At 39.8% G+C, this 13102-nt stretch carries 11 protein-coding genes; 9 read left to right on the top strand and 2 right to left on the bottom strand.

Annotation, left to right across the window (positions count from 1 at the left end):
- Positions 1 to 35 precede the first annotated feature (35 nt).
- Complete coding sequence (locus AAZR93_RS18855) at positions 36 to 884, bottom strand: EamA family transporter (RefSeq protein WP_434720733.1); 849 nt, start codon at positions 882 to 884, stop codon at positions 36 to 38.
- Between the two features lie 403 nt (positions 885 to 1287).
- On the opposite strand from AAZR93_RS18855, the gene nhaA reads away from it, so the two are divergent.
- Both nhaA and nhaR read left to right on the top strand, forming a co-directional pair.
- The gene (gene nhaA / locus AAZR93_RS18860) at positions 1288 to 2460 is read left to right on the top strand and encodes a Na+/H+ antiporter NhaA (protein WP_294108317.1); all 1173 of its coding nucleotides are present in this window, start codon (positions 1288 to 1290) and stop codon (positions 2458 to 2460) included.
- A gap of 191 nt (positions 2461 to 2651) precedes the next feature.
- Positions 2652 to 3575: a transcriptional activator NhaR gene (nhaR, locus tag AAZR93_RS18865; RefSeq protein ID WP_294108319.1), complete on the top strand. Its 924-nt coding sequence runs from the start codon at positions 2652 to 2654 to the stop codon at positions 3573 to 3575.
- A gap of 52 nt (positions 3576 to 3627) precedes the next feature.
- Here nhaR and rpsT read toward each other — a convergent pair whose 3' ends face one another.
- Positions 3628 to 3888, bottom strand: coding sequence for a 30S ribosomal protein S20 (rpsT, locus tag AAZR93_RS18870; RefSeq protein ID WP_294108320.1), 261 nt, complete (start codon positions 3886 to 3888; stop codon positions 3628 to 3630).
- 610 nt (positions 3889 to 4498) lie between these two features.
- Between rpsT and ribF the strand changes: the two genes are divergently transcribed.
- The 7 genes from ribF (at position 4499) to carA (ending at position 13089) form a co-directional block, all read left to right on the top strand.
- The gene (ribF, locus tag AAZR93_RS18875) at positions 4499 to 5437 is read left to right on the top strand and encodes a bifunctional riboflavin kinase/FAD synthetase (RefSeq protein WP_434720734.1); all 939 of its coding nucleotides are present in this window, start codon (positions 4499 to 4501) and stop codon (positions 5435 to 5437) included.
- 28 nt (positions 5438 to 5465) lie between these two features.
- Positions 5466 to 8276 carry an isoleucine--tRNA ligase gene (ileS, locus tag AAZR93_RS18880; protein ID WP_434720735.1) on the top strand — a complete coding sequence of 937 codons (2811 nt, stop codon included), beginning with the start codon at positions 5466 to 5468 and terminating at the stop codon, positions 8274 to 8276.
- Positions 8276 to 8800 (top strand): signal peptidase II, encoded by a 525-nt coding sequence (gene lspA / locus AAZR93_RS18885; RefSeq protein WP_294108324.1) that lies wholly within the window; start codon positions 8276 to 8278, stop codon positions 8798 to 8800. The genes ileS and lspA overlap by 1 nt, the downstream gene beginning before the upstream one ends.
- Positions 8801 to 8902: 102 nt before the next feature.
- On the top strand, positions 8903 to 9373 hold the full coding sequence (gene fkpB, locus AAZR93_RS18890; protein WP_294108326.1) for an FKBP-type peptidyl-prolyl cis-trans isomerase: 471 nt from the start codon (positions 8903 to 8905) through the stop codon (positions 9371 to 9373).
- Positions 9354 to 10307 (top strand): 4-hydroxy-3-methylbut-2-enyl diphosphate reductase, encoded by a 954-nt coding sequence (ispH, locus tag AAZR93_RS18895; protein WP_294108328.1) that lies wholly within the window; start codon positions 9354 to 9356, stop codon positions 10305 to 10307. Before fkpB ends, ispH begins: the two co-directional genes overlap by 20 nt.
- 350 nt (positions 10308 to 10657) lie before the next feature.
- A complete protein-coding gene (dapB, locus tag AAZR93_RS18900) occupies positions 10658 to 11479 on the top strand; it encodes a 4-hydroxy-tetrahydrodipicolinate reductase (RefSeq protein ID WP_294108330.1) in 822 nt (273 codons plus the stop codon).
- Between the two features lie 446 nt (positions 11480 to 11925).
- The gene (gene carA, locus AAZR93_RS18905) at positions 11926 to 13089 is read left to right on the top strand and encodes a glutamine-hydrolyzing carbamoyl-phosphate synthase small subunit (protein WP_434720736.1); all 1164 of its coding nucleotides are present in this window, start codon (positions 11926 to 11928) and stop codon (positions 13087 to 13089) included.
- The last annotated feature ends 13 nt before the right edge of the window (positions 13090 to 13102 follow it).

Here is a 13102-nt window from a genome sequence, read left to right on the forward strand (position 1 = left end):
AGAGGATTAGGGAATCTCTTAATCCTTTTTATTTATCAAGTGCTTAGCTTGGCTAATAGTACGCCAAATAGAATAATTACGCAGGCTGTTACACGCATTAGGTTGAATTTCTCTTTCAAAAACACAATAGATAAAAACATCGCAAATAAAACGCTAGTTTCTCTAATTGCAGCCACAATGACGATAGGAGCTTGGCTCATTGCCCATATGACGATGCCATAGCTTAATAGCTGCATCAATCCACCAAATAATCCTGAACGCCAATATTGCTGTATACCTTGAAAGAGTGTATTGCGGTATTTTATGATTCCAGGAACCATTAATACGATACCATTTAACAGGAATAGCCAAAGGGTATAGACGATAGGATCTTCACTGGCTCTTGAACCATACCCATCAGATAGGGTATAGCAGGCGGTAAAAAATGCAGTGCATAAGGCAAAAACTAATGCTTTTCCTTTGATATTTAAAGTGAACTTTTTTCCTGCAAAAGCAATGATAACTACCCCAGAAATAATTAATAGAATACCAATTAAGCCCATGAAAGAGATAAGATCATTAAAAAGGACTGCACTGAGTATTGCCGTAATTAAAGGTGCTGAACCCCTTGAAATGGGGTAAATCTGGCTTAAGTCACCATGGGTATAGGCCTGACTTAAAAAATAGGTATAACCAATATGAAAAATGACCGACAAAATAAGCCAACGGATAGCATTAGGGGAGGGAAGTCCGAACCAAAACAAGGCTGGAATAGTTAAGATCCCTGCAAAAAATGAAATCATGACTAAACCAAAAAACCGGTCATTACCAAATTTAACTAAGGCATTCCAACTTGCATGACAAAGTGCGGCGACTAGAACAGCAAGTAAAACATAAGTAGTCATAATAAAAATGTATTGCTAAACGGTGAGGTTAGTATTGCTGATCCTCATTGTTTTGTGAAGCGCTTGGCAGCATTATTCGGAGATAGTGCTTGGAATCGAAAAGTTTTGCGAAACGGTATGTAGATTTAAAATCGTTTATGGTTACAAACTCACTTAACCGTGTATTTTTAATGAGAAGTCAGAATAATAAATGGCTTAAATCGCAATAATATTAAAATAATTAATTTATTGTTTATTTTTACAAAATTTGTCTATAGTAAAATTAACTAATTGTTATCATTTCTAGTGATCTTTAACACGAATAAATCGAAAATAACGAATTATTATGGATAAATAAACGACTTTTTACGAATTGATAATTAGCATATTATTAACATATCAAAAATATTTTGAGGTTAAATATATGACAGCAATTATTCGTAAGTTTTTAAGGTTAGAAGCAGCAGGAGGGTTACTCCTGATTATTGCTGCCATAGTCGCATTGATGATGGCTAACTCGCCACTTCAAGGGGCTTATCAGCAATTTTTAGATATACCTGTATCGATCAAAATATCCACTTTTGGTTTGGATAAGCCATTGATTCTCTGGATTAATGACTTCCTAATGGCAATTTTTTTCCTTGTTGTTGGTCTTGAAGTTAAACGAGAGTTATTGGAAGGATCGTTAGCAGGGCGTGATAAAGCTATATTTCCAGCAGTTGCTGCACTGGGTGGCATGATTGCACCAGCTTTGATTTACCTATTATTTAATGGGGCAGATGAGATAACAAAGCAGGGGTGGGCAATTCCTGCGGCAACGGATATTGCATTTGCATTGGGCGTGATGGCGTTATTAGGTAAACGTGTACCAACAGAGCTTAAAGTATTCTTATTAGCACTAGCAATTATTGATGACCTTGGTGTTATTGTCATTATCGCCTTTTTCTATACAAGCTCTGTATCGGTTATCGCTCTTGGGCTTGCGGCGTTATGTATTGCAGCACTGTGTGCAATGAACTGGCGACGAGTTGAAAATACAGCAGCATATTTGGTTATTGGATTAATATTATGGGTATGTATTCTTAAATCAGGCGTTCATGCAACTTTAGCGGGGGTTATCGTTGGTTTCTTAATTCCATTACGTGGCACTAATGATACTAAGCCATCTGAAGAGCTAGAGCATGTATTACATCCGTGGGTTGTTTATTTAATTTTACCTATTTTTGCTTTTGCAAACTCAGGGGTATCGTTAAATGGGATAACTTTAGACGGTTTAATGAGCCCATTACCATTAGGTGTTGCCGCAGGTCTTTTGTTAGGTAAACCAATTGGGATCTTTTTGTTTAGTTGGGTTTCGATAAAACTTGGGTTGGCAAAATTACCAGCATCAATTAACCTGAAACAAGTTTTTGCTGTTTCGGTACTGTGTGGGATCGGTTTTACTATGTCTATTTTTATAACAGGCCTCGCATTCGATGGACTTGATGAAGTGTATAGTACCTACTCAAGACTGGGGATTTTAATTGGTTCGACTGTGGCTGCCTTTTTAGGATATTTCATGTTAAGGGTAGTGTTACCGAAACAAAATAGAGAGTAATTAGTTGTAAAATTAGTATTTTTACAGAATTTATTAGTAAGAATTTCCGAACTAATCGACTATGATGTACCCGCAGTATGTGTTTTGCATACTGCGGGTTTTTAAATATCACTCCTGAAAAAAGGAGCGCAGGTAAAATCGTATGGTCAATAGTTGTTATACTGGTTATTGGTGATACAAAAGGAATCGATATGCGGGTTTCACATCTTAATTATAATCACCTTTACTACTTTTGGCATGTGTGTAAAGAAGGTTCTGTTGTCGGAGCAGCTGAAGCACTTTATCTGACTCCTCAGACGATTACAGGGCAAATTAAAGCACTTGAAGAGCGCTTAGGCGGTAAGTTATTTAAACGCCAAGGGCGAGGTTTAGTGCCTTCAGAGCTTGGGCAACTCATTTTTCGCTATGCAGATAAAATGTTTATGCTTAGTCAGGAAATGTTAGATATCGTTAACTACAGTCGAGAATCAAATCTTTTATTTGATGTTGGTGTTGCTGACGCATTATCTAAACGTTTAGTTAGTCGAGTATTAGAAACAGCTGTTGTCGAGCATGAACAAATTCATTTACGTTGTTTTGAATCAACGCATGAATTATTACTTGAGCAGCTTAGTCAGCACAAATTGGATATGATTTTATCGGATTGTCCTGTGGATTCATCGCAACAAGAAGGGCTATTCTCGGTTAAATTAGGAGAGTGTAGCGTAAGCTTTTTTTGTCGACAGCCCGTACCTAAAAAACCATTTCCAGAATGTCTTGAAGAGCGCCGCTTATTGATCCCGGGCCGTCGTTCAATGTTAGGGCGTCATTTATTAACCTGGATACGTAATAAAAATTTACAAGTTGAAGTGTTAGGGGAATTTGATGATGCAGCACTGATGAAAGCATTTGGCATGTACCATAATGCAATATTTGTGGCGCCATCTTTATATGCTCTCGATATTTTTGCAGATAATGAAGTGCAAGAGATTGGGCGATTAGATAGTGTAAAAGAAGAGTATTATGTTATTTTTGCTGAGAGAATGATTCAACATCCAGCAGTACAACGCGTCTGTAATAAAGATTTTTCTGATTTATTTTCAGCACCATTCGATAACTTAGAACAAAAAATTTAGCAGACAAAAAAACCGGCAGAAGCCGGTTTTTTTAGCTAATCAAGAAGCGATATTACATTGCTTTGATTTGAGCAACTAAGTTAGCTTTATGACGTGCTGCTTTATTTTTGTGGATCAGGCCTTTAGTAGCATGGCGATCAACAATAGGTTGCATGTCATTGAATGCTTTCTGAGCAGCTTCTTTATCGCCAGCAGCGATAGCTACGTAAACTTTCTTGATAAAAGTACGTACCATAGAGCGACGGCTAGCGTTATGCTGGCGACGTTTCTCTGATTGAATGGCACGTTTCTTAGCTGATTTGATATTAGCCAAGTTCCAACTCCCAAATGTATTCTACTGAGGACAATTCAAAGGTCGAGGAATATGCCCTCTCGGCCTTCATTTGTCAATGGATTTGTGCAAATAAACATCGTGTACTTCGATATTTATATCGCTGTGAATGGTGCAAGATTCTATCAGTAAAGACAAGAAGAATACAGATCTTAGCGTGAAAAAAAGCGCAATTGTTTGCAGAAAATGGAAAACATTTTAGATAAAAAATATTTTCTAGCGAGATAGCCTCAGTATTTATGCGGTGGCTGTATGAAAACAATACATTTATTGCATGAATCATAAACAGATAATGTATTTAGTAAATAGCCACAGTAAGAAAAAAAGAAAAAATTAATATTTTTAGAGACCTCAGCGTAAATTTGTTGTATTGATAATCCATTGGTTATCCCAACATTTTTGAGATCCGTATACTATCAGGTAATATTAGATGAGTTTGAGTAGCATAACTGTTTACAATCGAGGTAAAATCTGTTGGTAAATAGTGTGGAGATCAAAAAAATAGGGTTTAATGAAACCTTTTACGAACTTAGGTTAACCTTATGCGTCGTACAGGGTATAATCCTGCAATTTCCTCGGTATTGAGCCTGTTATGGAGCTAATTCGCGGTATACAAAATATCCGGGCGCACCATCGTGGTTGCGTACTGACTATTGGTAATTTTGATGGTGTCCATCGAGGTCACCAGGTATTGCTTCAAAATTTGAAGTTGAAGAGTGCGCAGTTGGGGCTACCCACTGTTGTGATGATTTTTGAGCCACAGCCTCTTGAATTCTTTATTGGAGATAAAGCACCTGCTCGACTGACACGTCTACGAGATAAAGTAAAATACCTTGCAGATAGTGGTGTTGATTATCTGTTATGTGTTGAATTTAATCAGCATTTTGCTTCGCTAACACCAAATGAGTTTGTGTCGGACTTATTGGTTAATAAACTAGGCGTAAAATACCTTGCGATTGGCGATGATTTCCGTTTTGGAAAAAATCGGATGGGCGATTTTACTTTCCTACAGCAAGCGGGTGAGCAATTTGGCTTTGAAGTGGCAAATACTGAAAGCTTTTGCGATTCAGGGCTACGTATAAGCAGTACGGCAATACGCAAAGCGATTCAAGAAAATGACCTCGCATTAGCGGAAAGTTTACTGGGTCATCCTTATCGGATTAGTGGGCGTGTTGTACATGGTAATCAGCTTGGGCGAACTATAGGTTTTCCGACAGCAAACCTACCATTAAAACGTTTAGTCACACCAGTCACAGGTGTGTATGCTGTAGAGGTTCACGGTTTAGGTGATAACCCTCTACCGGGTGTGGCGAATATCGGCACACGACCGACAGTTTCTGGAAAAGGAACACAGTTAGAAGTACATCTGATTGATGCCAGCCTTGATTTATATGGGCGTCATATTGATGTAGTGCTACGTAAAAAATTACGTGATGAGCAGCGGTTTGCTTCGTTGGAAGCGCTGAAGGAGCAAATTGCTAATGATGTCATTGCAGCAAGAGAATACCTCTGTGCAATAGGAATCAAATAATTTAGCGGAAAATTGGAACTGAGAATCGATGAGTGACTATAAAAATACCCTGAATCTACCAGAAACCGGGTTCCCAATGCGTGGCGATCTCGCCAAACGCGAACCACAGATGTTAGAACGCTGGTACAAAGAAAACTTGTATCAGGCAATCCGTAAAGCAAAATTGGGCAAAAAAACCTTTATTCTGCATGATGGCCCTCCATATGCTAACGGTAGTATTCATATTGGTCACTCAGTTAACAAAATTCTCAAAGATATTATTATTAAATCCAAAGGGCTAGCGGGATTTGATTCCCCATACATCCCAGGTTGGGATTGCCATGGCTTACCGATTGAACATAAAGTTGAACAAATCGTTGGTAAACCAGGAGAAAAAGTCTCCGCCGCTGAATTTCGTGCACAGTGCCGCCAATATGCTAAAGAGCAAATTGAAGGGCAAAAAGCGGACTTTATGCGCTTAGGTGTGTTAGGCGAGTGGGATAAACCTTACCTGACCATGGATTTTAAAACAGAAGCTCATATCATCCGAGCATTGGCTAAAACCATTGCGAATGGTCATCTTATTAAAGGTGCTAAGCCTGTTCATTGGTGTACAGCTTGTGGCTCTTCATTGGCTGAAGCGGAAGTTGAATATTACGATAAAACATCCCCATCTATTTATGTTCGCTTCCCTGCGGTAGATAGCAAAGCGGTATGTGAAAAATTTGGCGTAATGACTGATAAAGTACCGTCGTTGGTTATTTGGACTACAACGCCTTGGACTTTGCCTGCTAACCGCGCAATTTCATTAAATCCTGCATTTCAATATAGTTTGATTGAAGCGAATGATGAGTTACTGATCCTTGCGACTGATCTTATCGAAGACGTCATGAAAACGGTCGGTACTACATCATGGACTGTTCTCGGTGAATGTGGGGGTAGCGCTCTTGAATTATTACGTTTCCAACACCCATTTATGGGCTTTGATATCCCTGCGATTTTAGGTGACCACGTTACTTTAGATGCAGGTACAGGGGCTGTTCATACAGCACCGGGCCACGGTCCAGAAGACTACGTGGTTGGTCAAAAATACGGTTTGGAAACTGCGAATCCAGTCGGACCAAATGGTTGTTTTTTACCTGACACCTATCCGACCCTTGATGGCCTCTTTGTATTTAAAGCTAATGACGTGATTGTCGAGCTATTAAATGAAAAGGGAGCTTTGCTGTTTAAGCAAGCGATTTCCCACAGCTATCCGTGCTGTTGGCGCCATAAAACGCCAGTTATTTTCCGTGCAACACCACAATGGTTCATTGGCATGGATAAAAACGGCTTACGTGAGCAATCACTGAAAGAAATTGATATGGTTCAATGGATCCCAGGTTGGGGTCGCGCACGTATTGAATCAATGGTTGAAAACCGCCCAGACTGGTGTATCTCTCGTCAACGTACTTGGGGTACTCCAATGTCGTTGTTTGTCCATAAAGAGACGGAAGAGTTACATCCTCGTACTTTAGAGTTGATGGAAGAAGTCGCTAAACGTGTCGAAGTTGATGGCATTCAAGCATGGTGGGATCTCGACGCGGCTGAGCTATTAGGTGATGACGCTGAAACGTATCGTAAAGTGCCAGATACGCTGGATGTTTGGTTTGACTCTGGTTCAACACATTTTGCTGTCGTAGACGCTCGTCCAGAGTTTCATGGTAATTCTGCTGATATGTACCTAGAAGGTTCAGATCAGCACCGTGGCTGGTTTATGTCTTCACTGATGTTATCGACTGCGATGAAAGGTAAAGCGCCTTATCGCCAAGTATTGACCCACGGTTTTACCGTTGATGGTCAAGGTCGTAAAATGTCCAAGTCATTAGGCAATACTGTTAGCCCGCAAGATGTAATGAATAAGCTAGGCGCAGATATCCTACGCTTATGGGTCGCATCGACAGACTATACTGGCGAAATTGCTGTTTCTGATGAAATCTTGAAACGTGCAGCCGACTCTTATCGTCGTATTCGTAATACTGCACGATTCTTCTTAGCTAATCTAAATGGCTTTAATCCTGAAACCGATATGGTGAAGGCAGAAGACATGGTGGTTTTAGATAGATGGGCGGTGGGTCGTGCATTAGAAGCACAAAAAGAGATCACGAAAGCGTATGAAGCCTGCGATTTCCTCTCTGTTATTCAACGTTTAATGCATTTTTGCTCTATTGAAATGGGTTCTTTCTATCTGGACATCATTAAAGATCGCCAGTATACAGCGAAAGGTGATAGCCTCGCGCGCCGTAGCTGTCAAACTGCGTTATACCATATCATTGAAGCTCTTGTTCGTTGGGTTGCACCTGTACTTTCATTTACTTCAGATGAGATTTGGAATGAATTACCGGGTAAACGTTCACAATTTGTATTAACTGAAGAATGGTATGACAAATTATTCGGTTTAGATGCATCAGAAGAAATGAATGATAGCTTCTGGGCTGAACTATTAGTTATCCGTAGTGAAGTTAATAAAGTATTGGAACAAGCACGCACAGATAAACAAATTGGCGGGTCGTTAGAGGCAGCAGTTACACTGTATGCAGATAAAGAGTTGACTGAAAAGCTTAATAGTTTAGGTGATGAGCTGCGCTTTGTTTTACTGACATCTCAAGCGGTTGTTGCAGATATTGCAACTGCGCCAACGGACGCGCAAGACAGTGAACTAGACGGTTTGAAAATTGCCTTTAGTAAAGCAGCTGGTGATAAATGTCCTCGTTGCTGGCACTATGCTAGCGATATTGGTTCTGTCGCTGATCAGCCAGAGTTATGTGGCCGTTGTGCGACTAACGTAGCCGGTGACGGCGAAGTACGTAAGTTTGCTTAATGAAGACACCTATTTGTTCTACCGGTTTGCGTTGGTTATGGTTAACCATTGTGATTATCGTTGCGGATTTAGGTATTAAACAACTCGTTTTGAGTGACCTTAATTTATACGAACCACATCCGATTACGCCATTTTTTAACTTGATGTATGCCCAAAATTTTGGTGCCGCATTTAGTTTCCTCGCTAATGAAGGGGGCTGGCAACGTTGGTTCTTTGCAGGTATTGCGATTGGTATCTCTATCATCTTAATGGTGATGATGTATCGTCAAAGTGCACAAAAACGCCTAACAAACATTGCTTATGCACTAATTATTGGTGGCGCAATTGGTAACCTATGTGATCGTTTAGTGCATGGTTTTGTTGTCGATTATCTTGATTTTTACGTCGGCAACTGGCATTACCCTACTTTTAACCTTGCTGATATGGCAATTTGTATCGGTGCTGGTTTAGTTATCATTGAAGGCTTTTTGCCTGATAGAGATAAAACTAAACAGAGCACGGCCAAGCAGGATAACGTAAAGTAAGCTAAATAACCGAATGCGATAAAAGACAATAGGTTATAACATGATTACTCACAGCCCGGATGATACCGGGCTGATTTTTATGACAGAAAATAGGTTTGATTTATGTCTACTCAAATACAGGCGCAGAGCTCTGTTCTACTGCATTTCACTCTGAAATTGGAAGATGGCTCGACAGCAGATTCTTCACACGCACAAGGAAAGCCTGCGTTGTTTGTCTTAGGGAATGATTCTTTATCTCCTGAACTTGAAACCCAGCTTTTAGGGCTCAATGAAGGGGAAAAGAAAAGCTTTTCATTACCTGGTGATGCTGTTTTTGGGAAGCATAATCCTGATTTAGTTCAATATTTCTCATTACGTGATTTTATTGAAACAGGTATACCTGAAATTGGCACTATTATGTTATTTTCGGCCATGAATGGTAGTGAAATGCCCGGAGTTGTAAAATCAATTGAAGGTGAGTCAATTACCGTTGATTTTAATCATCCTCTCGCAGAGCAGCAAATCAGTTTTGATATTGAAGTACTAGAAGTCGACCCGCAATTGGAGAGTCAAAATGCAAATATTAATGGCTAATCCTCGTGGATTCTGTGCAGGTGTAGATCGCGCAATTAGTATTGTAGAAAGAGCATTGGAATTATATGGCGCGCCAATTTATGTTCGACATGAAGTGGTTCACAACCGTTATGTTGTTGATGATTTACGTCAACGTGGCGCTATCTTTATTGAGGAAATCGCTGAAGTTCCTGATGGTTCAATTCTGATATTTTCAGCTCATGGGGTTTCTCAAGCTATTCGCCAAGAAGCACGCTCACGCGATTTAACCATGTTATTTGATGCAACTTGCCCATTGGTGACTAAAGTTCATATGGAAGTCGCTAGAGCAAGTAGAAAAGGGAAAGAAGCTATACTGATTGGTCATGCAGGCCATCCTGAAGTAGAAGGAACTATGGGACAATATAGCAACCCAGAGGGGGGAATGTACCTTGTCGAAAGTCCTGAAGATGTTTGGAAGCTAAAAGTTAAAGATGAAAATAATCTACGCTTTATGACGCAAACAACACTTTCAGTTGATGATACCTCTGATGTAATTGATGCTCTAACGGCCCGTTTCCCGAGCATTGTAGGACCACGTAAAGATGATATCTGTTATGCAACGACAAACCGACAAGAAGCCGCGAGAGAGCTCGCAGAGCGCGCAGATATTGTCCTTGTTGTTGGTTCTAAAAACTCCTCAAACTCAAATCGCTTAGCAGAACTTGCTTCAAGAATGCAAAAGCCTGCGTATTTAATTGATGGTGCAGAAGATATTAAAACTGAATGGTTAGCAGATAAAGAAATTATCGGTTTAACCGCTGGAGCATCGGCTCCTGATATTTTAGTTCAACAAGTTATTGATAGATTAAAGGAACTTGGTGCTGATTCTGTGGTTGAATTAGAAGGCCGCGAAGAAAATATTGTGTTTGAAGTGCCAAAAGAATTACGTGTGGAAGTAAAAGAAATTAACTAATTTTCTGTTCAATCTTATTGGTGGCCATTTTGCAAAAGCGAAATGGCTTTTTATTGCCTATTGAACCACCCATCATCACAACTTTTTCTGATAATTTCTCCTCTCTGTACGGTTTTGTTAATAACTTAAGATTAGTACTAGCGCAATAATGCCATGATGGTTAATCTGTCTATTCGTTATATCTCAAACCTCAGCTGTATTAGCATCGTTTATGGCTTTCTAGTGGCTTTAGGTATAACAACAAATTTTAAGTAAATATAAAGTTTTGATTATCTTAACTGGTTAGTCATTATTTATATTTATAGGGTTTGGTCATAATTTTCGCATCAATAATTATTAAAGGATTGCAAATGACAGATTCAACGGTACGTGTTGCGATTGTCGGTGCTGGTGGTCGTATGGGACGCCAATTAATTCAAGCAGCACAAGAGCAAGAAGGCATTCGATTAGGCGCGGCGATAGAGCGTGAAGGTTCTTCTCTTGTTGGTGTTGATGCCGGCGAGTTAGCGGGTATTGGGCATTTAGGTGTTGTGATTGTTGATTCTCTCGATAAAGTCGTTAATGACTTTGATGTGGTCATTGATTTTACTCGCCCTGAAGGCACTTTGCTCTATCTCGCTTTTTGCCAAGCACACCAAAAATCGATGGTAATTGGTACGACAGGATTTGATGAATCAGGTAAACAGGCTATTGCAGATGCCGCTAAAGTGATCCCCATCGTATTTGCTGCTAATTTCAGTGTTGGTGTTAATGTTGTTCTAAAATTACTCGAAAAAGCAGCCAAGGTAATGGGTGATTATACTGACATTGAAATTATCGAAGCTCATCACCGCCATAAAGTGGATGCACCGTCAGGGACTGCACTTGCAATGGGGGAATCTATTGCGAGTGCATTAGGTAAAGATCTTAATAGTTGTGCGGTGTATGCGAGAGAAGGTTACACAGGTGAGCGTGAAGCGGGCACAATTGGCTTTGCTACAGTGAGAGCGGGAGATATTGTCGGTGAGCACACAGTGATGTTTGCAGATATAGGTGAGCGCGTTGAGATAAGTCACAAGGCTTCTAGCCGTATGACCTTTGCAAAAGGGGCAATTCGAGCGTCTGGGTGGGTAAGCTCTAAAAAAAGTGGTTTATATGATATGAAAGATGTCTTGAGTCTTGATGATTTGTAATTTTTAATTATATATAATCACATTAAAATCAGGCTAATGAGTTATCATTGGCTTGATAACGCTGTATTGTAATATATTTATTGTCATAACCTGTATTTTATAAAGATATATCTATTTTTCCCCTTCGGTTTACTCATTAATTGCACTTTATTCTAACTTTAAGCTAGGTTATCATTAATTATTCAATTATCTTATATCGCAACCGTTTACTTATTCACTATGAGTGCTAGTTTTAATGCTCATGTAACTAAAAAATAGGTAAACAAGCAAAAAGATAAGATAGAATTGTAAAAAATGCATTTTTTTCTAGACAAGACCTCAACACATCATTAGAATTCGCGCAATTTGCCAAAAATATGATTAAAAACTCATTTTGGCATTGATTTAGATCGCAAAATCTGAATTAATATGCAGTAATTATGATTTATTATTCTCTGGAGGGTGTTTTGATAAAGTCAGCTATATTGGTTCTGGAAGACGGAACCCAATTCCACGGGCGCGCCATCGGTGCTGAAGGGGCCGCTATTGGAGAAGTCGTTTTCAATACATCAATGACCGGTTACCAAGAAATAATTACTGACCCTTCCTATTCCCGCCAAATTGTTACTCTCACTTATCCCCATATTGGTAATGTCGGCACCAACGCTGATGACGAAGAATCTCCAAATGTACATGCTCAAGGTTTGATAATTCGTGACTTACCATTAGTTTATAGTAACTTTCGTGGTCAGGAAGGCCTGTCGGAATATCTGAAGCGTCATAATGTTGTTGCCATTGCTGATATCGATACCCGCAAACTGACACGTTTGTTGAGAGAGAAAGGGGCGCAAAACGGTTGTATTATCGCAGGGGATAATCCGGATGTTGCACTTGCACTTGAGAAAGCGCGCGGATTTTCAGGTCTCAATGGATTAGATTTAGCCAAAGAGGTGTGTACCAAAGAAATTTATACTTGGACGCAGAACTCTTGGAACCTTGAAGATGGGCAGCTGGCTGCTAAGAAAGCTGAAGATTTACCTCTACATGTAGTGGCTTATGATTTTGGTGCAAAACGTAACATCCTACGTATGTTGGTTGACCGTGGTTGCCGCTTAACTGTGGTGCCAGCTACAACACCCGCAGAAACAGTATTAGCAATGAATCCAGATGGGATCTTTTTATCCAACGGACCTGGAGACCCAGCGCCTTGTGACTATGCGATTAATGCAATTAGGCAATTTCTTGAAACAGAAATTCCTGTATTTGGTATTTGCTTAGGGCATCAGTTATTAGCACTCGCAAGTGGTGCTGACACTATCAAAATGAAATTTGGACATCACGGTGCTAACCACCCCGTTAAAGATTTAGATAGAAATGTTGTGATGATTACGGCTCAAAACCATGGTTTTGCTGTTGATGAAACAACGCTACCCGATACGTTGCGTGTGACACATAAATCATTGTTTGATGGAACGCTACAAGGTATTCACCGCACAGATAAACCTGCATTTAGTTTCCAAGGTCACCCAGAAGCAAGCTCAGGGCCACATGATGCAGAGAATTTATTTGATCACTTCATTGATTTGATAAACGAATATCGTAAGAACACATCAGGCCAAAACGTACAATAATTGGGAGCAAGAA

Source organism: Providencia sp. Je.9.19, assembly GCF_051129765.1.
Lineage (GTDB): Bacteria > Pseudomonadota > Gammaproteobacteria > Enterobacterales > Enterobacteriaceae > Providencia.